Consider the following 21,988-nt stretch of genomic DNA (forward strand, 5'->3'; position numbering starts at 1 on the left):
CGGCTTCAGCAAGGCAGCGCTGACCCACGACCGTCGAGCCCCCACCCCTCGATCCCCTCCCCACGGGGAGGGGAGGAAGGAGGCTGATCACTTGGCGAGTTCGCGCAGGATATCGCGATCCTCGCGCATGATCTTTTCCGCCACTTCCATCTTCTCGGCGAACGAGGGATCGGTCGCGGTCAACCGAATGCCATCGGGCGCCTCGGAAACGTAAAGCTCATCCCCCGGCCCAACGCGCAAGCGGGCGAGCACCTCCTTGGGCAGGATGATTCCGGCGGAATTGCCGATTCTTGTGATCTTGAGCGGCTTGTTCATACAGGTGTTATAACGCGCTTCGAGGCTTCCGGCAATCACTCGATACCGTCATCCCGGATTTGTTTCAGGATAGCCGGGAGACGCCCTGCTGCTGCGTTTCGCAGTGCAGTCAGACATTCCAGGCGCGCGCGCAGCCCGATTCGTTCAGCCCCACTCGCCACCCCTTTACCCCAAGCCGAGCTTTCGCGCCCTCGCCCGCACCGAAGCCGCCGGATCTTCGCCCGCAATGCGCAACGACTCGGCAAAATCCGCGCGATGCTCCTCATGGCGCTTCGCAAGATGCGCCAGCGCGTCGAGGGACCAGGCTCGCACGAAAGGGCGATTGTGGGTCAACAGCGGCTTTAGCCAGCCCCTTATGCTCGAGCCTTGTGTGACGGTCAGGTCCAGATAACGGATCGATTGGCACAGATGCAGCGCGGTCGACCAGTGCGCGCCGTCGGCCTTTTGCGGCAGCGCGGAGATCAGCGCCCCGGTCTGCTCCGCCGACAGCGCGCCGCCCTTTTCGAGGAAGCTCTTGAGCAGCCATGTCGCGCCGCTTCCCACAAACGGCCCGGCCTCGCAGGTTTGAGAACCAGGCACCAGCGCCACCAATGTATCGACATAGCCCGGCTCGCCACCAAACGCCGCCTCGGCTTCGCCCAGAAGGCTCATCGCACGCCCGTCAAAGGCGCCGAGCATCGTTCGCAGCCCCTCGCTCAGGCCCTCGCTCAGGCCCTCGCGGCTCATGCCCCCGCTTGCAGCGCGGCGATGAACAGGCCCATGGCGAGCGTGCAGGCGGCGGTGCGGACGTGGTTTAGCGGGGTCCAGCGGGCGAGATATTCGCGCCACATGGCCGCGCCCTCGGCGCTGGCCGCGTCCACCGCGTCGAGCCGGTTGTTAAGTGGCACGTTGCCGATCACGGTGACAACAAACATGCCGATCACATAGGTTGCCCCGCCCGCGATCAGCAGCCAGGCTTGAGGCCCGGCAAGCCCCATCGCGCCGAGCGCAACAAGCGCCGCGCAAGCGAGCGTGCTGGCAAAGAAGAGCGGCAGGAGCAGGCTGCGCTGGATGATCTCGTTGATCGACTGCATCGCCCGCGCGCCCGCTTCGTCACCCAGCTCCGCCAGCGAGCGCATTACGAACACCGAGAAGGTGAAATAGACGCCCGCCATGATCCCGGCCGAGACCATGGAGAACCAGATGAGGATGGCGACCGTCAAGTTCATCACGCTCAGTTCACCTTGGGCCCAAGTCCGTGCGTCTGCAAGATTTCTAGCAAGACGCTTGGAGGCAAGCCCTGTATTTGGAAAGCTCTCAGCGGGTGGCCCTCATCGCGCACGCACAAGATTGGGCGCTGGCGGTCGGGTCTTGGCCAGACCGCCAGCGGCAACGGGTCTGGCCCTTCAAAGATAGGCAAGAGGCGATTGCATAACCAACCGAACCAAGGTTCTTCATCTGGATAAACCCCTGCATCAAACCCATCTATGTATTTGTCGAAGTTTTCCCGACTAAGGGTCGTCCAGCACCCGAAGCCCCAGGTTTCATGAGTGCCCAGGATCGAGAATTCCATAACCGCGCGAATAAAATAGTTCGTTTTCTCGCCATCATTGAGAATGCAAAAGTCTTCGGAGAGAAAATCCCCATCAAACCGTACGGCAGAATTAGCTTCGTACTCACGATCTTGGGGAAAGGGGTCCGGCGCATGGGCGCACAAATCCATCGGCTTGCCCTCCATCGTATGACCGTTTGCACAAAGCCACTCTTGCTGGAGCATCTCCCAGATGGCGGTTTCGGCTCTTTGTGGCGTCGGCTCTTCAGGCGAAGCAGAAGGCTCCGGCTCGACCGGGGATTCACCTTTCCCAAAAAGCCTTCGCAGGATCACTCTGCCGCGTCCTCCGGCAAATAAAGCCGCTCGCCCTTCTCCTTATACACCCGGCTCATCTCTTCCATCCCAGCTTCGGCCTCCTCAGCCGTTCCGCCAGCGGCCAGGAAACTCTCCGGCCCCGCGTTCTGCTTGGCGGCGAAGTCGCGCACTTCCTGGCTGATCTTCATCGAGCAGAATTTGGGCCCGCACATCGAGCAGAAATGCGCTGTCTTCGCGCCTTCGGCCGGGAGCGTCTGGTCGTGATATTGCTCGGCTGTGTCGGGATCGAGGCTGAGGTTGAACTGGTCGCGCCAGCGGAATTCGAAGCGCGCTTTTGACAGAGCATCGTCGCGCACTTTCGCTGCCGGGTGGCCCTTGGCGAGGTCGGCGGCGTGGGCGGCGAGTTTGTAGGTCACCACGCCCACTTTCACATCGTCGCGGTCGGGCAGGCCAAGGTGCTCCTTGGGTGTGACGTAGCAGAGCATCGCGGTGCCGTACCAACCGATCTGCGCCGCGCCGATGCCGGATGTGATGTGGTCATAGCCCGGCGCGATGTCGGTCACGAGCGGGCCTAACGTATAAAAAGGCGCCTCGCCGCAGGCTTCCAATTGCTTGTCCATGTTCTCCTTGATCTTGTGCATCGGCACGTGGCCGGGGCCTTCGATCATCACCTGCACATCCTGCGCCCAGGCGCGCTTGGTCAGCTCGCCCAGAGTGTAGAGCTCGGCGAACTGCGCTTCGTCATTGGCATCCGCGATCGAGCCGGGGCGCAGGCCATCGCCCAGCGAATAGGCGATGTCATAGGCGGCGCAGATCTCGGTGATCTCGTCGAAATGCTCGTAGAGGAAGCTCTCCTTGTGGTGCGCGAGGCACCATTTCGCCATGATCGAGCCGCCGCGCGACACGATCCCGGTCACGCGCTTGGCCGCGAGCGGGACGTAGGGCAGGCGCACGCCGGCGTGGATCGTGAAATAGTCGACGCCTTGCTCGGCCTGTTCGATCAGCGTGTCGCGGAAGATCTCCCACGTCAGCTCTTCGGCGATACCGCCGACTTTCTCGAGCGCCTGATAGATCGGCACAGTGCCCACTGGTACGGCGGAATTGCGGATAATCCATTCGCGCGTGTCGTGGATGTTGCGCCCGGTCGACAAGTCCATGATCGTGTCCGCGCCCCAGCGCGTCGCCCAGACCATCTTGTCGACCTCTTGCGCGACGTCCGAGGCGACGGCCGAGTTGCCGATATTGGCGTTGATCTTGACCAGAAAGTTGCGCCCGATCGCCATCGGCTCCGATTCAGGGTGGTTGATGTTGGAGGGGATGATCGCGCGGCCCCGAGCGACCTCATCGCGCACAAATTCGGGCGTGATCACATCTGGGATCGCCGCGCCCCAATCCTGCCCGTCGCGCACCAGATCGGCGGCGATTTCGCGACCGAGATTCTCGCGCTCGGCGACATATTCCATCTCGGGCGTGATGATGCCCTGGCGCGCATAGTGCATTTGCGTCACGTTCATGCCCGATTTGGCACGCAGCGGGCGTTTGACGACATTGGGGAAGGTCGGGACGCCGCCCGAGCGATCAGGGCCGAGTTGGCCGTTATCTTCGGGTTTGACTTCGCGCGCCTCGTAGTCCTCGACATCGCCGCGCGCCTTGATCCAGTCGGCGCGGTGCGGGGCGAGGCCGGCGTTGATGTCGATCGCGACGTCCGGGTCGGTGTAGGGACCGGACGTGTCGTAGACCCGAACGCTGGGCTCCCCGCCTTCCAGATCGATCTCGCGCATCGCCACCTGCACGCCGCTTCCGGTGCGCGCGCCGACATGGACCTTGCGGCTGCCGCGAATGGGTCCGGTGGTGACCCCGATTTCGACGCCACCCGATTCAAGGGGGGAATTGATGTCGGCCATATCTCTGCTCTCCGTGCGCTTTTCGTGCGTTCCTGCGAAAGCAGGAACCCATGGGACTGGACTCCTGCGTGCGCAGGAGATCAGCAATCAGCAATCGATGGAACCAAGTGGCCGCCCACTCCCTCCGCCGATGCTAATCGGTTCAGGTTCAACGGGTCGAGCAGCGCTACCTGCCCCTCTCAGCCATCAGCTGGCTCCCCGGGGATGGACACAGGCCTAAACCAGCGACACAAACAAATCCAGAGAAAGCCGCAAGACACCGCCAGGCCAAGCGCAAATCGGGAGAGAGCCGTGCCGTTCCAGATGACAGAAATGGTGGGATGCGATTTCCCGCTCTTCGCGTTTTCGCATTGCCGCGACGTGGTCGCTGCGGTCAGCCGCGCGGGCGGGTTCGGCGTTCTGGGAGCGGTCAGCTTCACGCCCGAACAGCTCGAGACCGAGCTGCAATGGATCGACGATCACGTGGACGGAAAGCCTTATGGCATCGACGTTCTCATCCCCGAAGTCCAAGCGGTCGATCACTCGGTCACCGCCGACGAGATCGCCGCCGCGATCCCCGCGCAATACCGCGACATGACAACCCGGATTCTTGAAGAGGCCGGCGTAAGCGCCGAGGGGACCGGACCGATCAGCGGATCGCAGCGGCCCAACACCTCGCTCGGCCAGGAACTGCTCGAAGTCAGCTTCAATCACCCCGTGCGCCTCATCGCGAACGCGCTGGGCACCGCGCCGCCTCAGATGATCGCGGCGGGCAAGAAGCACGGCATACCGGTCGCCGCGCTGGTCGGGGCGAAGGAGCACGCGGTAAAGCAGGTCGGGGCCGGGGTCGACCTGATCATCGCACAAGGCGGCGAAGGCGGCGGGCATTGCGGCGAGGTGTCGACGATAGTCCTCGTGCCCGAAGTTCTGGCCGCCATCGAAGCGGCGGGCGCGGATATCCCGGTGCTGGCGGCAGGCGGGATCATGAACGGCAAGCAGATGGCCGGCATGATGGCGATGGGCGCAGCCGGAGCATGGTGCGGCAGCGTGTGGCTGGCGACCGCCGAGGCCGAAACGCACGAGGTGTTTCGCGAAAAGATGATCGCCGCCTCCAGCCGCGACACGATCCGATCCAGGCATCGCACCGGCAAGTATTCGCGCCAATTGCGTTCGGGCTGGCACGCTTCGTGGGAGGAGGCGGGTCTACCCGCACTCCCCATGCCGCTGATGATGCTGCTGTCCGAACCCGTCCTGCGCGCCATCGACAAGGCAGCGGTCAACGGCAATCCCAAGGCGCGCGAACTGTGCTCCTATTTCGTTGGGCAAGGCGTTGGCCTGGTGACCGAAGTGCGCAGCGCCGGCGGCGTAGTGCAGGATTTCAAGCGCGAATTTGCCGAAGGGTTCGAAACGCTCGCTGGCGCGCTCGAATAAAGAGACGCAAGGCAGCGCTGTCGAACCGCGAGAGGCCCGCGAACCGCAGCTGGAAGGCCCTCTTGACAATCGACCGATGGCTTTTGCAGAACCTGCTGGTGATTACAATTGTAGACAAAGCGCGTCGCGGACTTTTCGGGTTGGCCGCTGTGCTGCTCGCCATGGCCGTCAACGCCACCAGCGCCGATGTGCTCGAAAGCCTTGGAGTGCGGGACGCTTTGCGCGCTGTGCCTTACGCCAGCGCGGTGCTCCTCAACACGATCGATCTTGCCGCGATCCTTCTTGCCTTTCGCGCGATTGGCGTCCTGATGGTCCACTTCCGATGGTCGTTCTGGATCGCCGCGTTTGTGCCCTCGCTCTTCTTTGGCGCGTTCCACGTCTATCAGGGCGAAGGCCTGGTCGAGAGCCTGAGCATAGCCGCGCTGACGGCGATTGGCAGCTTCTGGTTCGGCTGGATCTACTGGAAATGGGACTTCAACCTGTGGCCCGCGATCTGGCTGCATGTTGGGCTCAACAGCGCCTGGACGCTGTTTGCACTTGGAGAGAACGCGCTGGGCGGGCAGCTTGGCAACATCATCCGCGTCGGTGTGATCGCCGGTTCGATTGCGCTCACGGTGTGGGGGCAGCGCCGATTGCGGCGCGCGGTGGGCGAGACGCGCGCGGCCTAGCCTGCCTGCGCGCCGGTCACGCGGTGCGCGCGGGCGCGTAAAGCGCGCAAATCTGCCGCAAGCCCTGGGCGACGAACCGGGCGACGATGGGCGCCTGATCGATAAGCGGTCCGGTTATCCTCCCCCGGCGCCACTGACTGCACACAAGCTCGGCCGGGCCCAGCATCATGGACTGGATCGTGTGCGGCTGAAGCATGGGCAGCCGCCCGGATGCAAGATGCGGAACCGCCCACTCCATCACCGGGCGTTCGATCTCGGCGGCCAAGTCGTTCCAGCCGCCCTCTTCGATCATCAGCCACTGCGAATTCGAGAACTGTTCGACCAAGCGAAAGTGACGGTGCGGGTCGCGCGCCTGAAACTCCACCGCGCCGCGCGCGCCTTCTCCCATGGCGTCGCACGGATCGCCATCGTGCCCGAGAATGCACTGTGCCACATGGCCAAGATAGCGTCGGCGCTCGCGTGCAAAGATCACGCGCAGGACACCGTCCTTCGAGCCGAAGTGGTGGAAGATCGAGCCGTTCGACACGCCCGAACGCTTCACAAGCTCCTGCATGGCCATCGCCTCGTGACCGTGCTCGATCACCAGGCTCTCCGCCGCTTGCAGAACCTTGTCACGCGTCGCTTCGCTTCGTGTTTGCACCATGCCCTGTCTCTGCCGGGGTTTTACCAGCTTGTCACTCTAGAATCATTTTCTAGAGTTTTAATCTAGACTATTGATCTATTTTGGCGTAGTGGAAGCGCCATCGACACACAGTCAGGGAGGGTAATCGTGATTTTTCAATGTTTTCAGTTCATCGCGACGATTCTCTCCGACGCGTCGACCCTGGCGAACCGGTCAGGCCAAGCCGGCCGATTGTCGTCAGCGCACCCAAGCCATGGCCGTCTTATCGCGCATGCGAACGGCCGTACCGATTGAAGGAGAATTGCTATGTTGAAGACTGCACTGAACCTGGTGGCGAGCGCCTCTATCGTTTCCCTTGCTCTGGCGGTCGCACCCGCTGCCGCGGAGCCGACGCCGAAGCGCGAAAAGACGAGCCAGAACGGAACCACGGTTCCCACCGCGAGCGAGGTAAGAGCGCCGGTGCGCGAAGGCCGCAGCCGTCCGGCCCGCCGCAAGCTAGAGCAGAATGGAACGACCGTGCCCACCGCCGGCGAATTGCGCGCCCCGCGCTCGGAACGCCGGTCGAACCGCAAGCTCGAGCAGAACGGTACCACCGTCCCCACCGCGAGCGAATTGCGCGCCCCGCGCTCGGAACGCCGGTCGAACCGCAAGCTTGAGCAGAACGGTACCACGGTTCCGACCGCGAGCGAGCTCAGAGCGCCGGTGCGTGAAGGCCGCAGCCGTCCGGCCCGCCGCAAGCTTGAGCAAAACGGAACCACCGTTCCGACCGCGAGCGAACTGCGCGCCCCCAGGCGCGAGCGTGCGAACCGCCCCGCCCGCCGCTCCAGCATGAGCCAGAATGGAACCACGGTCCCCACGGCCAACAAGAAGCGCGCCCCCAGGCGCAAGGATTGATAGCAAAAGGGGCCAAGGATCGCCTTCGATTGATCCTTCCCCCGATTCATCCCGCCCCGGATTGATCGCTCCCCCGATTGATCCTTCCCCGGAATGATCCGGCCCTCGATTGATCCGGCCTTCGATTGATCCGGCCTTCGATAGGGGCGTCGCGGCTCGGCGCTGCGGCGCCCCTCTCTATGTGTGGGCGAACCTAGCGATCTTCACCCGGCAGCGCGAACAGGCCGACCGCCAGCAGCACGGTGGCCAGCACGCCCGAACCGCCAGCCAGAGGAAGCTCTCCGAACACGCCGCGTCCCGCCGCCATCGAGGCCGTGTTGGTCACGAACGCGAACACGCCGACCAGCGCGCTCACAGCGCCCAGAACCTTGCCGCGGGACAGGCCCACGACGATCAGTGCAAGCGCCAGAAGCGCTTTCGCCGCGTTGTAGACCATGAAGGAGAACGCGACGATCGCACCCGCCGTCGGCGCCGCCTCGGGAATGGCCTGCGCGACCTCGCGAAACGGCCCGAAAAGGGTGAGGCCAACGCCCACCTGCACGACATTCAAGACCGCAGCCGCCGCGATCGCCGACCACGCCAGATGGAGCCCTTTAGCCTGCGCCAGCGCCGAACCGGCAAAGGCGGCCATCAGCGCGAACAGCAATCCCTCGCCACCCCACAGCAATTGGCGCGGCACGTCCATCTCGGCCAGATAAAGCGCGGTGTAGACCGCCTGCGTGACCGCCGCGACAAGCAACAAAGCGGCTACGATGCCGGTTGTGCGTGCGTAGGTGAAATCCATCTTCGTGCCCCCGTTTGCTTTGTGATTCCTCGCTATACGCGCATCGGACGCGAAAGGTTACTGTGCGCGGCGCGCTGATTGGGTACCACGCCGCGCGATGACCTGTCTCTACCGTCTCGACACCACCGCTGCCGACATCGCCGAAAGCTTCGGCGCGCCGCGGGGCGATGATCCGTGGCAGGGCGGCTATGTCGCGCCGGGAAAATTCGCGCCGGTGATCGCGGCGGGGCGGGACTTCGTTGCTGGCCCGCGCCCGGCCGGCCCTTCGCTGCGCCCGCGCATCGTCCCGCGGCTGTGGGGTGTTCTTCCTCCGCCCTCGAGCGATGACCCCACCCGCCGCATCCTCACGGTGCGCAATCCCAAAAGCCCGTTCTGGATCGGCAATCTGCGCAACAGCGAGTTTCGCTGCCTCGTGCCCGCAACGATGGTCATGCTTTGGGGCAGCGGAACCGACTATGAAGGGCGTCGCAATCGGCACTGGCTTGCGCTTGAAGGGCAAAGGGTGTTCGCGATGCTGGGCGTGTGGAAGGATGAGGACGTGCCCGCTTTCGCGATCCTGACCCGCGAGGCGAGCGGGCTGGCACGCGAAATTGGCGCGAGTGCCATGCCGATTTTCGCTGCGCCCGGCACGCCCGAAGCACAGCTCTGGCTTCACGGCGGATGGGACCGCGCGGCGGCGCTGCTCACCGGACCGGCCGCGGCTGCGCTGGTCGAGCGGGACCGCCCAGCGGCCTGAAGCGCGCGGCCTGAGGCGCGCGCGTTAGGCCGCTGGACGTCACTTCATCACGCGACCGCGCACCATGACGAATTGCACATCCTCCAGCACGCGCACGTCCGCCAGCGGGTCGCCGTCCACCGCGATCAGATCGGCGGAATAGCCCGGCGCAAGGCGACCGATTTCATCCTCCATGCCAAGGATGGCGGCGGCGCCGGTGGTGGCCGATGCAATCGCCTCGACCTCGGTCATCCCGCCCTCCACCATCAGCGCGAACTCGCCCGCGTTCTCGCCGTGGGGATAGACGCCCGCATCGGTGCCGAACGCGATCGGCACGCCGTATTCGATTGCGCGCTCGATTATGGTGTCGGCGACCTGCGAGACGGCGAGGATCTTGGCCTCGACCACGGGCGTGTAGAATTGCTTGCCAAGGTTCTGCTTGATGCCCTGAAACGCCATGAGCGTAGGGACGAGGGTGGTGCCCGACGCCTTCATCGCCCGCGCCGCCGCCTCATCGATATAGGTCCCGTGCTCGATTGTATGGACGCCCGCGCGTGCCGCCGCTTCGATCCCGCGCGCGCCGTGAGCGTGGGCCGCGACCTTGAGGCCAAGCAGCTTGGCTGTCTCGACGATGGCGGTCATTTCCTCGGCGGTGAAGTGCTCTTCAAGCCCCCGCCCCTGCTGGCTCAGCACGCCGCCGGTCGCGGTGATCTTGATCAGATCCGCGCCGTATTTGGAGGCAAGGCGCACTTTTTCCGCGCATTCGACCGGCCCCGTGCACGTGAAGCCAGAGGTGATCGCCGCGTCGACTTCCTTGCGAAACCCGCTGATATCGCCGTGGCCGCCGACGATCGCGATTGTGCGCCCCGAGGTCACGACACGCGGCCCCGGCACCAGCCCCTCGGCGGTCGCCCGGCGCAGCATTTGCGTGACCTGATCCGAGCGCGAGCCGAGATCGCGCACCGTCGTAAACCCGGCCTCGACCGTTATCCGCGCGTTCTTCGCCGCAACCAGCGTGAAATACTCCGCCGGCGTTGTCGCGGTGCGCCAGAACTCGCCGGAAGGATCGCCCGAGAGATGCGTGTGCAGATCGATAAGGCCCGGCAGCACCGTCTTGTCCGACAGGTCGATCACCGTATCGGCCTCGATGGCGCCCCCGCCTTCGGTGATCGAGACGATCTTTCCGTCTTCCACCACGATCGTCGCCGGCCCCGTCGGCGCAACGCTTGCGTCGGTGATCACCGCCCCGGCACGGATCGCGATCGTCTCGGCCAGAGCGGGCGCCGCCAAGACCCCCATTACAGCCGCCATCGCGGTCGCCAGATTGATAAGCAGTCTCATCGCTTTCCCTTCCCCAAAACCGCCAAGCGCCCATCCCGAATAGCGCTCAGCGGCGATCCCGCTCCCCTCCTGCCACCGAAGGCCCGCCGCTGGCAAGGCCCACTAAGCGTTTGTATATGATAGATAATATCATCCCATCGCGGGGCCGAGGGGGAGGCAAGAGTGTCGATCGCGGAGCCGGCTCGCCGTCGCAAGCGCGCTGGCAGCGCCCTAGATCAGCGAGTGTGGCCCCAAAGGTTCAGCGGTTCCAGAAACCGCGCGCCGGCCGCCGCTTTGCCTTGCCGATCAAGGGGTTCGCGTCCAAGGGCGCAGGGCATTATTCACAGGGGCTTTCATCATGGGTTTCATCCGCCATGCGTTTTTCGTGGCCATCCTCGGCGCGCTTTCTCCGGCGGTGTTCCCCGTCATCCCCGCCGCCGCGCAACCGGCGCAGGCCCCGCAAGCGGATGCCGCCAGCGAGCACGCTGACCTTTACACGGCCATGCAAGAGGGGATCGATCAGAACGCCATCATCGATTCGACGCTGATCGCAATGGATCGCGAGTTTCGCACCATCCCGGTCATGCAGGATATCGAAGCGAGCAGCCCGGGAACGATCGGCGTGCTTGTGGAAGAGCTGCGCCCGGTGATGGAGCGGGTCTCAGCGCGCGTGACCGCGAAATACCGACCCGACATGATCGCGCTGTTCGAAGCGAAACTGACCGCCGAAGAAGCCAGGGACGTCGCGGCCTTCTACCGCAGCGATCTGGGGCGCAAACTCCTCAACACCGCCTCGATCAACTTCAGCCCGGACGCAACCATGAGCAGTGTTGGCGAGGGCGGCGAAGTGACCGAAGAGCAGGTCACGCAAGACCTCTCCAAAGCAGCCGAGGCCGCGGCGAAGAGTATGACCGCCGATGACATGGCGACCATGGCTCGGGAGGTCGCGAAGTCGCCCGCTCTGTTAAAGATGAACGCGATCAACCCCGAAGTGCGCAAAATTCGCGTCCAGATGGAGCGCGAGCAGCCCAACGCGGAAGAACAGGCCGAAATCGGAACGGTCGTGACGCGGGTTCTGGCCGAACGCATGGGAGGGTAGAGCGCGCCCGCAGGTGCACCCGCGCTCGCACCGCAGTGCGCGCCCGCGCCCTATTGCGCCTAAAACGTGTAGCTGATGCCCACACCGCCGATGAACTGATTGGCGTCGCCTCGGATATCGGTGAACGGGGTGTCCGCCGCGTCTCCCAGAAGCCGTGTATAGCCGAGCACGGTGTAAACGCTGAAGCCGCCGTTCAGGGCGTTGCCGTCAAGGTCGAAGTTGACGATCATGCCGCTTGAAACGCTGTTGAGCCCGCCATCCGCGGTGAACAGCGGCAGGCCGGTCGCCGCGCTTTGGGCCGGGGTCACGGTGTAGTAATAGTCGGCGAAATTGTCATCGACGATCTGCACACCGATGTTTGCCTGGAACAGGATGCCGCGACCAAACGGCCGCGCGTAGCCGATGGTCGGCTCTATGATCATGCCATCATGCGCGCCGAGCACATCCCACGATATCTGATTGTTGAACGTGACCGAATCGTTGGGATTGAAGACGCCAGGAATGGTGACGCCGCCCGCCAGACCCACTTCAAGCGCGACGTCGAGATCTTCGGCGAGTTTGATGACCTCATCCTCGATCTGGTTGGCTCGGTCGTTGCGAAAGCGAATGCTCGGACCGAAGTTGAAGGTCTTTTCCTGATTGGGACCAAGCGCGGGAGCGGGCGAGAGCAGATCGAGCCGAATCCCTGCGCCATTCGGGCGAATACCCACACCGCCCACGCGGCCCACGATCAACGGCAGGGGGAACACGATATAGTCGTCTGATCCGCCATAGCTGGGCACCAGGCCAGCGCCCACGCCAACAGCCAGCCAGGTGTCGTCGAAAACAATGTCCGGCATCCGGGCAGGCGGCTGCCCCGCCTGGCGTGGACCGCTCTGTGGACCGCTCTGGGGACCGCTCTGGGGTTGCTGCTGCGGCCCCTCGTAAAGCGAAGCGTCTTCCTCGGTCTTGGCGACCGCGACCGCTTCGCTCGCCGCCAGGGTGAAGGCGCTTGCCTCCACCTGGTCGAGCGAGAAAGCGGGTATCCCGGAGCGCGGTTCGGCCGTCCCGTCTCCCTCGTCAGCGTGAGCAACGGCGGGGAGGGTGAAAAACGCAGCCGCAAGCGCGAAAGCGGGCCGGACGAGGACGGGGGTGCTCATGCTAATCTCCTTGGAACCAGGATCGTGTGCACTCGGGGCAGCGGAAAGGGGGGAAGAGAGGACCGCCGAGTGCCAGTTCCGCAAATAATGAACGCAGCCGTTTAAAGTTCCCGAAGACCGATAATCAGTCGCAACCATCGCTTAGGCCTTGACCCACCGCGCGCAACCCACGGTTTGGTCACGGTTTGTCGCGCCGTCTCGACCTTTGAGTTTCGCTGCACGGCGACGCATTGCCGCGCACGCGCGCGTGCCCTAGGGCCAATCGTGCATGAGCGACTCAACCTTTGACGCAGTGATAGTGGGCGGCGGCCTTTCGGGCGGCCTTGCCGCTCTGGCGCTCTACAAGGCGCGTCCCGATTTTCGTCTGGCGGTCATCGAAGCGGGCAAGACGCTGGGCGGCAACCACCGCTGGAGCTGGTTCGACAGCGACCTTGACGATCGCGGGCGCGCGCTTCTCGAACCGATCCGCAAGACCGCCTGGACCAAGGGTTACGACGTCAGCTTTCCCAACCTCAAACGCACGCTTCACACCGGCTACACGTCGATGGCCTCCGGTGACTTTCACGAAGGGATATGCCGGGTGCTCCCGTCCGAGGCGCTTCTGCTTGGACGCAAGGCGACCGACATCAAGGCAAGCGGCGTCACGCTCGACGATGGCACCCGGCTCAACGCGCGGCTCGTCATCGATTGCCGCAACTTCCAGCCCTCCCCTCATCTGCGCGGAGGGTGGCAGGTGTTCATGGGCCGCCACATGCGGCTCAACGAACCCCACGGGGCCGAACACCCGGTGATCATGGACGCCGATGTCGAACAGCTTGCGCCGCACGGCAATGGCGGGGCCTATCGCTTTGTCTATGTGTTGCCGCTGAGCGAGCGCGACGTCTTTGTGGAAGACACCTACTACGCCGACGATCCGAAACTGGATCGCACCGCGCTGGAGGGCCGGATCGATCAATATTGCCATGACAAGGGGTGGATGGAAGGCGTCCCGGTGGCCCATGAAACCGGCGTTCTTCCTGTGCTGACCGGCGGAGACTTCGACGCCTACCAGCGCGAGGTGCGTCTGCCCGGCGTTGTCGCGATCGGGGCGCGCGCGGGATTTATCCACCCGCTCACCAGTTACACGATGCCCATCGCTATGGAGAACGCGCTGGCGCTGGCGGACAAGGCCGACCTGCCCGCTGCGCAGGTGGTCGCCCTTTTCGAGGCGCGCGCCCGCCGCCACTGGAACAACACGGCCTATTACCGCCTCCTGACACGGTTCCTCTTCTTTGCCGCCGATCCGGAGCGCCGCTACGTTGTCCTGCAACGCTTTTACGGGCTGGGACAGGGGCTGATCGAGCGCTTCTACGCCGCGCGCTCGCCCTTGCGCGATCGCGCGCGCGTCCTGTGGGGCAAACCGCCCGTATCTATTCCGCGCGCCATCAAAGCCATGTTCCAGCCCGGAAAGCCGCTGAGAAAGCCGCGAAATTCTGATAGTCCCGCCGCATCAAGCACGGAGAACACCGCATGAACGCCCCGACCAAGCTCAATATCGCCTCCACTCCGGGCGGCAAAGGCATCGATCCGCGTCTGGCAGAGAAATACACCGGCAAGACCGCGTGTGTCATCGGAGCAGGCTTTGGCGGCATGGCGCTCGCGATCCGGCTGCAATCGGCAGGGATTGCCACCACGGTGATCGAAGCGCGCGACAAGCCGGGCGGCCGCGCCTATTTCTGGGAGAAGGACGGCTTCACCTTCGACGCTGGCCCCACCGTTGTCACCGATCCGCCCTGCCTTGAAGAGCTGTGGCAGCTGACCGGGCATGACATTTCCGAAGACGTTGAGCTGATGAAGGTCATGCCCTTCTATCGCCTCAACTGGCCCGATGGCACGAACTTCGACTATTCGAACGACGAGGAGGAGCTGTTCGCTGAAATCGCCAAACTGAGCCCCGAGGACGTGGACGGCTATCAGCGCTTCCTCGAATACTCCGCCGGTGTGTTTGAAGAAGGCTATGTAAAGCTGGGCCACAAGCCCTTCCTCGACTTCAAGACCATGCTCAAGGCCGCGCCCGCTCTGGTCAAGGAACAGGCCTGGCGATCGGTCTATTCGATGGTCTCAAGCTACATCAAGCACCCCAAGCTGCGCGAGGCGTTCAGCTTCCACTCGCTGCTGGTCGGCGGCAATCCGATGAAGACGAGCAGCATCTACGCGCTCATTCACAAGCTGGAAAAGGACGGCGGCGTGTGGTGGGCGCGCGGGGGCACCAACCGCCTGATCGCCGGGATGGTGCGCCACTTCGAGCGATTGGGCGGCCAGATGCGGATCGGCGATCCGGTGGTCCAGGTCCACACGATGGGCAACCGCGCGACCGAGGTCGAGACCAGGAGCGGCTTCAAGGGGCGCTTTGATGCGGTCGCCTCGAACGGCGACATCATGCACTCCTACAAGGACCTGCTGTCGAATTCGCAGCGCGGGCAAAAGATGGCGAAGTCGCTCAGCCGCAAGAGCTACAGCCCATCGCTGTTCGTCGTTCACTTTGGCCTCGACGGCACCTGGCCGGGGATCGCCCACCACATGATCCTGTTTGCCAATCGCTATAAAGGCCTGCTCGACGACATCTTCTCAAACGGCGTACTGCCCGAAGACTTCGCGATCTACCTCCACCACCCGACCGTGACCGATCCCTCGATGGCGCCTCCGGGCAAGAGCACGTTCTACGCGCTCGTGCCGGTCGCGCACATGGGCAAGATGCCGATCGACTGGGACGTCGAAGGCCCGCGGCTTGAAAAGATGATCCTCGACGAGATCGGCCGCCGCCTGATCCCCGACATTCACGAGCGGATCGTCACCAAGTTTTCCTACGCGCCCAAGGATTTCGCTGCTGACCTTTCCGCGCACATGGGCAGCGCCTTCAGCCTCGAGCCGGTGCTCTGGCAAAGCGCATACCTGCGCGGCCACAACCGCGATGATGTGATCGAGAACTACTACCTCGTCGGCGCGGGCACTCATCCCGGCGCGGGCATCCCCGGTGTCGTCGGCAGCGGCAAGGCGACAGCGGGCCTGATGCTGGAGGATCTGGCGATCAAGGAGACGGTGTGATTAGCGCGCTTCTTCTTGCCGCATCCTCTCCTGCGCAATTCGGAACCTCTCCTCTCGTCGATCCCCCGCATAAGCACGATTGGCAAGCGTTGGTGGATGAAAATGGCAGCCAAGTATGGTGGGATAGAAACCCAACGGGCAAGGCCAAGGTCAATGGCGTTGAGTACCCAAAGATCATAGTGCGGCAGGTGCTCGACGAAGACGACTGGTTGAGCGAATTGTTTACCTATGTTGACGCGGCTTGGGCGGTCGATTGCAGGACCAGTCAGATGGCTCCCCTTGGCGAAGCTGCAAATGGAAAGCCGGCTGAACCATGGGTGGGTCACGCGCCGACGCCAAAATTCCGATCAATGCCTGAGATGGAAATCGCTGCGGTCCAAGAGATGATGCGAGCGGTTTGCGGAGAGGGCTGGACCAAATGAAACGCCTTGCCATCTATTGCGGCTCCGCCAGCCCGGCTGATCCGCGTTATGTTGAACTCGCCGAAGATGTCGGCGCCGCGCTCGCCCAGCGCGGGATTGGCGTTGTCTATGGCGGGGGCCGCCTTGGCCTGATGGGAGCGGTGGCCAAGGGCGCCAAGCAGGCGGGCGGCGAGGTCATCGGCGTGATCCCCGAAGCGCTTGTCCGGTCCGAGGTCGCCAACAACGATTGCGACGAACTGATCGCGGTTTCCGGGATGCATGAGCGAAAGCAGAAGTTCACCGATCTCTCGGACGGGTTCGTCACTCTGCCCGGCGGGGTTGGCACCATGGACGAGCTGTGGGAGGCGATGAGCTGGGCGCAGCTGGGCTATCACTCCGATCCAGTAGGCCTCCTCAACGCTTTCGGGTTTTACGACGATCTCATCAAGTTCAACGCGACGATGGCCAAAGTCGGCTTCGTGCGCGACGCGCATGCCGGCATCCTGATCCACGCGGACCGCTTGCCTGACCTCCTCGACAAGATGGCAGCCTACGAGCCGCACACGCCGATCTTTCGCATGAAGGCGGAGGATTTGTAGGACACGTCATGGGGGTCGCAGCCAATATTGAGTCGGACCGCCGCGCGGCGCTCGTCGCGCATGCGCACCAGGCGATAAAGTACGGCTCGCAAAGCTTTTCCGCCGCCTCGCAATTGTTCGACAACGAAACGCGCGAACGCGCCTGGTTGCTCTACGCCTGGTGCCGCCGCTGCGATGATATTGCCGATAATCAGGTTCTGGGCGGCGAGCTGGGCGACCAGTCCGATCTCGACGCGCGCCTTGCCCTCATCCGCAAACTCACCGCGAAGGCCTTTGCAGGCGAGCCCACCGGCGACGCTTCGTTTGACGCACTCGGCGTGGTGGCGGCCGAATGCGGCCTCACGCCGACCATGGCCGAGGACGTCATCGCCGGTTTCGCGCTCGATGCGGAGGACTGGCGCCCGCGCTGCGAAGCCGACATGATGCGCTATTGCTACCACGTCGCGGGCGCGGTGGGCGTGATGATGGCGGTGGTTATGGGCGTCTCACCCGACGACACCGACACGCTCGACCGCGCCAACGATCTGGGGCTCGCCTTCCAGCTCTCCAACATTGCGCGCGACATCGTCGAGGATGACGCGGCGGGGCGCTGCTACCTGCCGCTCGAATGGCTGGTCGAACAGGATATCGAGCCCGGCCAGCACACCAAGCCGCACCACCGCAAGGAACTCGCCGAAATGGCAGCGCGGCTCGTGGCTCTGGTCGAAAAGCATGAGGCGGCCGCGCGCGTGGGCGCTGCCCGCCTGCCGTTCCGCAGCCGCTGGGCGGTGCTCAGCGCCGCGCGCATCTATGGCGCGATCGGGCGCAAGGTTCGCGCGCGCGGCATCGAGGCGTGGAATTCGCGAACCTATGTTCCCCGATGGGAGAAGGCGCTCTACGGCGCGCGCGCTTTCCTGTCGGCTGCGATCAACCGCGAGAAACATCCCGGCGGGGAGATCACGTGGGGGATTGCGGACTTTCGGCCTTCGTAATCGACCTTGCGAGCGAAGCGACGCAATCCAGAGTCTATCGCCAGAACTCTCTGGATTGCCGCGTCGCCCAAAACAAATTTCGGGCGCCTCGCAATGACGGGAAAAATGCGTTAGCGAGACGCCCATGAGAGGGACCCTGACATTCGCCGCCGCGCTGACGGCCGCTATCGCCGCGCCCGCTTTGGCGCAGGATATTACCAACGACCCCAAGCCGGTCATCGCGGCTGCGGATGCGTTCTTCGAAGCCTTACGCTCGCCCGACAAGACCGCCTTGCGCAAGGCGATGCTCGATGAGGCGGTGATCTTCGTCCACGACCGGCGCGACCCCGACGCGCCCAAGACCCGCATCGTCGCGGCGGGCGATCACCTCGATGGGTGGGAGACATCGGCTCCGGGCACCGACGAATACATGCATTATTCCACCGTCCAGGTGGACGGCGCGATGGGGCACATCTGGGGTCCTTACGTGTTTCTGGTGAACGGGACGCCGACCCATTGCGGCATCAACTCGATGAGCTTTGCCAGAACGGACGATGGCTGGCGCGTTGCGAACACCAGCTTCACCATGACCGCGCTCGATGAGTGCGAAATCCTCGGCGCGCCTGAGGTGCCGGAAGAGTGATCGCCAAACTCCTCATCGCCAATCGCGGCGAGATTGCGTGCCGCATCATGCGCACGTGCCGCGAAATGGGCGTGGCGACGGTTGCGGTCTATTCGGACGCGGACGCCAAGGCGCTGCACACCCGCTCAGCCGATGAAGCGGTGCATATCGGCCCCTCGCCCGCCGCCGAAAGCTATCTGGTCGGCGAGAAGATCATCGCCGCGGCCAAGGCTACCGGCGCGGAGGCGATCCATCCCGGCTACGGGTTTTTGTCGGAGAACGCCGACTTTGCGCAAGCCGTCATCGATGCGGGACTAATCTGGGTGGGGCCCAAGCCCGAAAGCATCCGCGCCATGGGCCTCAAAGACGCCGCCAAGGAGCGGATGATCGCCGCAGGCGTGCCGGTGACGCCGGGCTATTTGGGTGAAGACCAGTCGGTCGAGCACCTGACCAAGGAGGCCGAGGCCATCGGCTACCCTGTCCTCATCAAGGCGGTTGCGGGCGGTGGCGGCAAGGGCATGCGTAAGGTCGATGAACCCGCCGATTTCGCCGCCTCACTCGAAAGCTGCCAACGCGAGGCCAAGGCCTCCTTCGGCAACGAGGAAGTGCTGCTGGAGAAGTGGATCACCTCGCCCCGCCATATCGAGGTGCAGGTCTTCGGTGACAGCCACGGCAACGTCGTCCACCTGTTCGAACGCGACTGCTCGCTCCAACGCCGCCACCAGAAGGTGATCGAGGAAGCCCCCGCCCCCGGCATGGACGAGGCGACCCGCGAGGAAATCTGCGCCGCCGCAGTGCGCGCCGCCAAAGCGGTCGACTACGAAGGCGCAGGCACCATAGAGTTCATCGCCGACGCCTCAGAGGGTCTGCGCGCCGACCGCATCTTCTTCATGGAGATGAACACAAGGCTCCAGGTCGAGCACCCGGTGACCGAAGAGATCACCGGGGTGGACCTGGTCGAATGGCAGCTGCGCGTAGCCAGCGGCGAGCCGATCCCGTTGAAGCAGGAAGAGCTGAGCATCGACGGCCACGCGATTGAGGCAAGGCTCTATGCGGAGGATCCGGCCAAGGGGTTCTTGCCGAGTACTGGTCCGCTCATTCATTTTTACCTCCCCACCCCTACCCGCCGACATCCCGTTCGGGTCGATACCGGCGTTGAAGAAGGTGCAGAGATCACGCCTTTCTATGACCCGATGATCGCAAAGATCATTGTCCACCGTGACGACCGTACCACGGCGCTTGAGCAACTAGCTATTGATTGCAGCTGGGTAACCTGCTGGCCTGTAAAGACTAATGCCGCTTTCCTTTATCGCCTGCTGACGGATGAGCACGTCAAATCTGCCGACCTCAGCACTGGCCTGATTGCGGAGAATTCCGAGACAGTTATCCCTTCCGAAGAGGCAGATGAGCAGATTGCTGCCAGCGCTGCTCATGTCTTCTTTATGAAGGGTAAGGGTCACCCGCACGCCTACGACCAAGATGTGGTTGAGCGCCTGCCGCCATGGCAGCAGCCGTCGGGACTTCGGCTGAATAGCCCAAACAACCCGTTCAGAATGTCAGTCAATGATGGCGCTCGGGATTACCTGGTCGAGCCAGACGACAGCGTTTGGACCGAAGAGCAATTTGACGGGGTGCTGGCGCGGTACGAAGGCGACACCCGTGTCTTCACTCTCTCAAGATACGACGGCACAGGCCACGCCTCCGCTACCGATGGCGCAATCCTCGCGCCCATGCCCGGCAAGGTCATTGCGGTGGATGTCTCCGAGGGCGACGCGGTCACCGCAGGCCAGCGGCTGATGGTGCTCGAAGCGATGAAGATGGAGCACGCGCTCACCGCGCCGTTTGACGGGACTGTCACCGGGCTTGAAGCCTCCGAAGGCGCGCAGGTGCAGGTCGAAGCGGTGCTCTGCGTGGTGGAGCCAAAGGATAACGGCGAATGAGCCTCCCCTCCCCGCGGGGAGGGGTTGGGGGTGGGGGTACTCCGCCATCGACCAGCGCACACCCATCCCCTAGCCCCTTCCCTCAAGGGAAGGGGAACCCATGACCTGGGCCAAGGAACTCGAAGAACTGCGCCAACGCGAGGCCCTCGCCGAAGAAATGGGCGGGCCAGAGAAAGTGGCCAGGCAGCACTCGCGCGGCAAGATGGACGCGCGCGCGCGGCTCGACGCGCTGTGCGACCCCGGCTCTTTCCGCGAGATCGGCAAGATCGCTGGCAAGGGCCATTACGACGAAAACGGCGACCTGACCGGCGTCACCCCCGCCCCGTTCCTGTTCGGCAAGGCCACCGTCCATGGCCGGCCCATTGTGGCCACCGCCGATGATTTCACTATTCGTGGCGGCGCGGCGGACGCAGGGATCGCGCGCAAGATGGTGCAGGCCGAGAAGATGGCGCACGAGCTTCGCTTGCCCATCGTCAAGATGATCGACGGGACGGGCGGCGGCGGCAGCGTCAAGACACTGGAGCAGATCGGCGCGACCTATATCCCCGCCGTGCCCGGCTGGGGCGATGTGGTCACAAACCTCGACACCGTGCCGGTCGTGGCCCTCGCGCTTGGACCGACCGCCGGGCTGGGTGCCGCGCGTATCGCGGCGAGCCATTATTCGATCATGGTGCGCGGGCTCTCCCAGCTCTTTGCCGCTGGGCCCGCCGTGGTCGATGGGCTGGGCGAGGGTTACAAGAGCTCCGCCGACCACCAACAGGCCAAGGAAGAGCTGGGCGGCGTCGATATCCACACCCGCAACGGCGTGGTCGATGATGAGGTCGCGACCGAAGCTGAGGCCTTCGCAAGGGCGCGCCATTTCCTCAGCTTCATGCCCGAGCATGTCGGCCAACTGGCCCGCCGCGCCCAAACGGGCGACCCGGTCGAGCGCCGCGAAGACGCGCTCCTCAGCCTCGTCCCGCGCGATGAAAAGCAAGTCTATTCGATGCGCCGGGCGATGGAGATGATCCTCGACCAAGGGACCGTGTTCGAGATCGGCCGAAACTGGGGCAGGGCGGCGATCACCGCACTGGCTCGCCTCAACGGCTGGCCGGTCGCGGTGGTGGCGAGCGATCCTTCGTATCTGGGCGGATCGTGGGAGGCGAAGACCAGCGAGAAGGTCGAGCGTTTCGTCAAACTCGCCGACCAGTTTCGCCTTCCGATTGTGCACCTCGTTGACAATCCCGGCTTCATGATCGGGCGCGAGGCGGAGATGGCGGGCACGATCCGCTACGGCGTCGCGGCGATGAACGCGATCTACCGCGCGAGCGTGCCGCTGGCGAGCGTCGTAATGCGCCGCGCCTATGGCATTGCGGGCAGCGCGATGAGCAACGCGGACACCTATCAATACCGCTTTTGCTGGCCTTCGGGCGACTGGGGCAGCCTGCCCATCGCAGGGGGAGTGGAGGTCGCGTACAAGTCCGACCTGGAAGCGAGCGACGACCCGCAGGCGGAACTGGCGCGCATCCGCAAACGGCTGGCCAAGGTCACCTCGCCCTTCCGCTCCGCTGAACGCTTCAACGTCGAGGACATTATCGACCCGCGCGACACCCGGCCTTTATTGTGCGAGTTCGCCGATCTTGCGTGGAGAAAGCTGGGGGCTGAACTCTAAACCTGCGTCATTGCGAGCCGCGCAG

At 64.0% G+C, this 21,988-nt stretch carries 22 protein-coding genes and 1 riboswitch; of the genes, 13 read left to right on the top strand and 9 right to left on the bottom strand.

Features of this window, described 5'->3' with window-relative positions; all coding sequences use genetic code 11:
- Positions 1-87: 87 nt before the first annotated feature.
- The 5 genes from QNI87_RS14805 to thiC form a co-directional block, all read right to left on the bottom strand.
- Positions 88-315, bottom strand: coding sequence for an AbrB/MazE/SpoVT family DNA-binding domain-containing protein (locus QNI87_RS14805; RefSeq protein WP_300597924.1), 228 nt, complete (start codon positions 313-315; stop codon positions 88-90).
- A gap of 165 nt (positions 316-480) precedes the next feature.
- Complete coding sequence (locus QNI87_RS14810) at positions 481-1,041, bottom strand: hypothetical protein (RefSeq protein WP_300597926.1); 561 nt, start codon at positions 1,039-1,041, stop codon at positions 481-483.
- Positions 1,038-1,523: an anthrone oxygenase family protein gene (locus QNI87_RS14815; protein WP_300597928.1), complete on the bottom strand. Its 486-nt coding sequence runs from the start codon at positions 1,521-1,523 to the stop codon at positions 1,038-1,040. The genes QNI87_RS14810 and QNI87_RS14815 overlap by 4 nt, the downstream gene beginning before the upstream one ends.
- Positions 1,524-1,528: 5 nt before the next feature.
- A complete protein-coding gene (locus QNI87_RS14820) occupies positions 1,529-2,179 on the bottom strand; it encodes a DUF2199 domain-containing protein (RefSeq protein WP_300597930.1) in 651 nt (216 codons plus the stop codon).
- The gene (thiC, locus tag QNI87_RS14825) at positions 2,176-4,065 is read right to left on the bottom strand and encodes a phosphomethylpyrimidine synthase ThiC (RefSeq protein ID WP_300597932.1); all 1,890 of its coding nucleotides are present in this window, start codon (positions 4,063-4,065) and stop codon (positions 2,176-2,178) included. The genes QNI87_RS14820 and thiC overlap by 4 nt, the downstream gene beginning before the upstream one ends.
- Positions 4,066-4,166: 101 nt before the next feature.
- Positions 4,167-4,276: riboswitch (TPP riboswitch) on the bottom strand.
- 80 nt (positions 4,277-4,356) lie between these two features.
- On the opposite strand from thiC, the gene QNI87_RS14830 reads away from it, so the two are divergent.
- Positions 4,357-5,475: a nitronate monooxygenase gene (locus QNI87_RS14830; RefSeq protein ID WP_300597934.1), complete on the top strand. Its 1,119-nt coding sequence runs from the start codon at positions 4,357-4,359 to the stop codon at positions 5,473-5,475.
- Between the two features lie 62 nt (positions 5,476-5,537).
- Positions 5,538-6,143 (top strand): CPBP family intramembrane glutamic endopeptidase, encoded by a 606-nt coding sequence (locus tag QNI87_RS14835; RefSeq protein WP_300597936.1) that lies wholly within the window; start codon positions 5,538-5,540, stop codon positions 6,141-6,143.
- A 16-nt stretch (positions 6,144-6,159) separates the two neighbouring features.
- Here the strand turns inward: QNI87_RS14835 and QNI87_RS14840 are convergent, their stop codons facing one another.
- Positions 6,160-6,786 carry a TetR/AcrR family transcriptional regulator gene (locus tag QNI87_RS14840; protein WP_300597938.1) on the bottom strand — a complete coding sequence of 209 codons (627 nt, stop codon included), beginning with the start codon at positions 6,784-6,786 and terminating at the stop codon, positions 6,160-6,162.
- A 285-nt stretch (positions 6,787-7,071) separates the two neighbouring features.
- Between QNI87_RS14840 and QNI87_RS14845 the strand changes: the two genes are divergently transcribed.
- The gene (locus QNI87_RS14845) at positions 7,072-7,659 is read left to right on the top strand and encodes a hypothetical protein (protein WP_300597940.1); all 588 of its coding nucleotides are present in this window, start codon (positions 7,072-7,074) and stop codon (positions 7,657-7,659) included.
- Positions 7,660-7,852: 193 nt separating this feature from the next.
- On the opposite strand, the gene QNI87_RS14850 is transcribed toward QNI87_RS14845, so the two are convergent.
- Positions 7,853-8,443, bottom strand: coding sequence for a thiamine biosynthesis protein ThiC (locus tag QNI87_RS14850; protein WP_300597942.1), 591 nt, complete (start codon positions 8,441-8,443; stop codon positions 7,853-7,855).
- Positions 8,444-8,540: 97 nt separating this feature from the next.
- Between QNI87_RS14850 and QNI87_RS14855 the strand changes: the two genes are divergently transcribed.
- Positions 8,541-9,179, top strand: coding sequence for an SOS response-associated peptidase family protein (locus QNI87_RS14855; RefSeq protein WP_300597944.1), 639 nt, complete (start codon positions 8,541-8,543; stop codon positions 9,177-9,179).
- Positions 9,180-9,218: 39 nt separating this feature from the next.
- Here the strand turns inward: QNI87_RS14855 and QNI87_RS14860 are convergent, their stop codons facing one another.
- Entirely contained in the window at positions 9,219-10,499 is a 1,281-nt protein-coding gene (locus QNI87_RS14860) for an amidohydrolase family protein (protein WP_300597947.1), read from the bottom strand.
- Between the two features lie 337 nt (positions 10,500-10,836).
- On the opposite strand from QNI87_RS14860, the gene QNI87_RS14865 reads away from it, so the two are divergent.
- Positions 10,837-11,577, top strand: a complete 741-nt coding sequence (locus tag QNI87_RS14865; protein ID WP_300597949.1) for a DUF2059 domain-containing protein — start codon at positions 10,837-10,839, stop codon at positions 11,575-11,577.
- Between the two features lie 59 nt (positions 11,578-11,636).
- Here QNI87_RS14865 and QNI87_RS14870 read toward each other — a convergent pair whose 3' ends face one another.
- Complete coding sequence (locus QNI87_RS14870) at positions 11,637-12,716, bottom strand: MipA/OmpV family protein (RefSeq protein ID WP_300597951.1); 1,080 nt, start codon at positions 12,714-12,716, stop codon at positions 11,637-11,639.
- Positions 12,717-12,984: 268 nt separating this feature from the next.
- On the opposite strand from QNI87_RS14870, the gene crtY reads away from it, so the two are divergent.
- From crtY to QNI87_RS14910, 8 genes are all read left to right on the top strand, one after another.
- Positions 12,985-14,229: a lycopene beta-cyclase CrtY gene (crtY, locus tag QNI87_RS14875; protein ID WP_300597953.1), complete on the top strand. Its 1,245-nt coding sequence runs from the start codon at positions 12,985-12,987 to the stop codon at positions 14,227-14,229.
- Positions 14,226-15,800 (top strand): phytoene desaturase, encoded by a 1,575-nt coding sequence (locus QNI87_RS14880; RefSeq protein ID WP_300597955.1) that lies wholly within the window; start codon positions 14,226-14,228, stop codon positions 15,798-15,800. The genes crtY and QNI87_RS14880 overlap by 4 nt, the downstream gene beginning before the upstream one ends.
- A 92-nt stretch (positions 15,801-15,892) precedes the next feature.
- Positions 15,893-16,222, top strand: a complete 330-nt coding sequence (locus QNI87_RS14885) for a hypothetical protein (RefSeq protein WP_300597957.1) — start codon at positions 15,893-15,895, stop codon at positions 16,220-16,222.
- Positions 16,219-16,800 (top strand): TIGR00730 family Rossman fold protein, encoded by a 582-nt coding sequence (locus tag QNI87_RS14890; protein ID WP_300597959.1) that lies wholly within the window; start codon positions 16,219-16,221, stop codon positions 16,798-16,800. Before QNI87_RS14885 ends, QNI87_RS14890 begins: the two co-directional genes overlap by 4 nt.
- An 8-nt stretch (positions 16,801-16,808) precedes the next feature.
- Entirely contained in the window at positions 16,809-17,771 is a 963-nt protein-coding gene (locus tag QNI87_RS14895; protein ID WP_300597961.1) for a phytoene/squalene synthase family protein, read from the top strand.
- A gap of 124 nt (positions 17,772-17,895) precedes the next feature.
- The gene (locus QNI87_RS14900; protein ID WP_300597963.1) at positions 17,896-18,393 is read left to right on the top strand and encodes a hypothetical protein; all 498 of its coding nucleotides are present in this window, start codon (positions 17,896-17,898) and stop codon (positions 18,391-18,393) included.
- Positions 18,390-20,312, top strand: a complete 1,923-nt coding sequence (locus tag QNI87_RS14905) for an acetyl/propionyl/methylcrotonyl-CoA carboxylase subunit alpha (protein ID WP_300597965.1) — start codon at positions 18,390-18,392, stop codon at positions 20,310-20,312. The genes QNI87_RS14900 and QNI87_RS14905 overlap by 4 nt, the downstream gene beginning before the upstream one ends.
- 100 nt (positions 20,313-20,412) lie before the next feature.
- The gene (locus tag QNI87_RS14910) at positions 20,413-21,963 is read left to right on the top strand and encodes a carboxyl transferase domain-containing protein (RefSeq protein ID WP_300597967.1); all 1,551 of its coding nucleotides are present in this window, start codon (positions 20,413-20,415) and stop codon (positions 21,961-21,963) included.
- The last annotated feature ends 25 nt before the right edge of the window (positions 21,964-21,988 follow it).

The organism is Erythrobacter sp. (genome assembly GCF_030066995.1).
Classification (GTDB): Bacteria; Pseudomonadota; Alphaproteobacteria; order Sphingomonadales; family Sphingomonadaceae; genus Erythrobacter.

What these genes read in the sequence shown, in the direction of transcription:
- QNI87_RS14805 (WP_300597924.1), bottom strand. Translation starts at nt 315, where the DNA reads ATGAACAAGCCGCTCAAGATCACAAGAATCGGCAATTCCGCCGGAATC.
- QNI87_RS14810 (WP_300597926.1), bottom strand. Translation starts at nt 1,041, where the DNA reads ATGAGCCGCGAGGGCCTGAGCGAGGGCCTGAGCGAGGGGCTGCGAACG.
- QNI87_RS14815 (WP_300597928.1), bottom strand. Translation starts at nt 1,523, where the DNA reads ATGAACTTGACGGTCGCCATCCTCATCTGGTTCTCCATGGTCTCGGCC.
- thiC (WP_300597932.1), bottom strand. Translation starts at nt 4,065, where the DNA reads ATGGCCGACATCAATTCCCCCCTTGAATCGGGTGGCGTCGAAATCGGG.
- QNI87_RS14840 (WP_300597938.1), bottom strand. Translation starts at nt 6,786, where the DNA reads ATGGTGCAAACACGAAGCGAAGCGACGCGTGACAAGGTTCTGCAAGCG.
- QNI87_RS14845 (WP_300597940.1), top strand. Translation starts at nt 7,072, where the DNA reads ATGTTGAAGACTGCACTGAACCTGGTGGCGAGCGCCTCTATCGTTTCC.
- QNI87_RS14850 (WP_300597942.1), bottom strand. Translation starts at nt 8,443, where the DNA reads ATGGATTTCACCTACGCACGCACAACCGGCATCGTAGCCGCTTTGTTG.
- QNI87_RS14855 (WP_300597944.1), top strand. Translation starts at nt 8,541, where the DNA reads ATGACCTGTCTCTACCGTCTCGACACCACCGCTGCCGACATCGCCGAA.
- QNI87_RS14860 (WP_300597947.1), bottom strand. Translation starts at nt 10,499, where the DNA reads ATGAGACTGCTTATCAATCTGGCGACCGCGATGGCGGCTGTAATGGGG.
- QNI87_RS14865 (WP_300597949.1), top strand. Translation starts at nt 10,837, where the DNA reads ATGGGTTTCATCCGCCATGCGTTTTTCGTGGCCATCCTCGGCGCGCTT.
- QNI87_RS14870 (WP_300597951.1), bottom strand. Translation starts at nt 12,716, where the DNA reads ATGAGCACCCCCGTCCTCGTCCGGCCCGCTTTCGCGCTTGCGGCTGCG.
- crtY (WP_300597953.1), top strand. Translation starts at nt 12,985, where the DNA reads ATGAGCGACTCAACCTTTGACGCAGTGATAGTGGGCGGCGGCCTTTCG.
- QNI87_RS14880 (WP_300597955.1), top strand. Translation starts at nt 14,226, where the DNA reads ATGAACGCCCCGACCAAGCTCAATATCGCCTCCACTCCGGGCGGCAAA.
- QNI87_RS14890 (WP_300597959.1), top strand. Translation starts at nt 16,219, where the DNA reads ATGAAACGCCTTGCCATCTATTGCGGCTCCGCCAGCCCGGCTGATCCG.
- QNI87_RS14895 (WP_300597961.1), top strand. Translation starts at nt 16,809, where the DNA reads ATGGGGGTCGCAGCCAATATTGAGTCGGACCGCCGCGCGGCGCTCGTC.
- QNI87_RS14900 (WP_300597963.1), top strand. Translation starts at nt 17,896, where the DNA reads ATGAGAGGGACCCTGACATTCGCCGCCGCGCTGACGGCCGCTATCGCC.
- QNI87_RS14910 (WP_300597967.1), top strand. Translation starts at nt 20,413, where the DNA reads ATGACCTGGGCCAAGGAACTCGAAGAACTGCGCCAACGCGAGGCCCTC.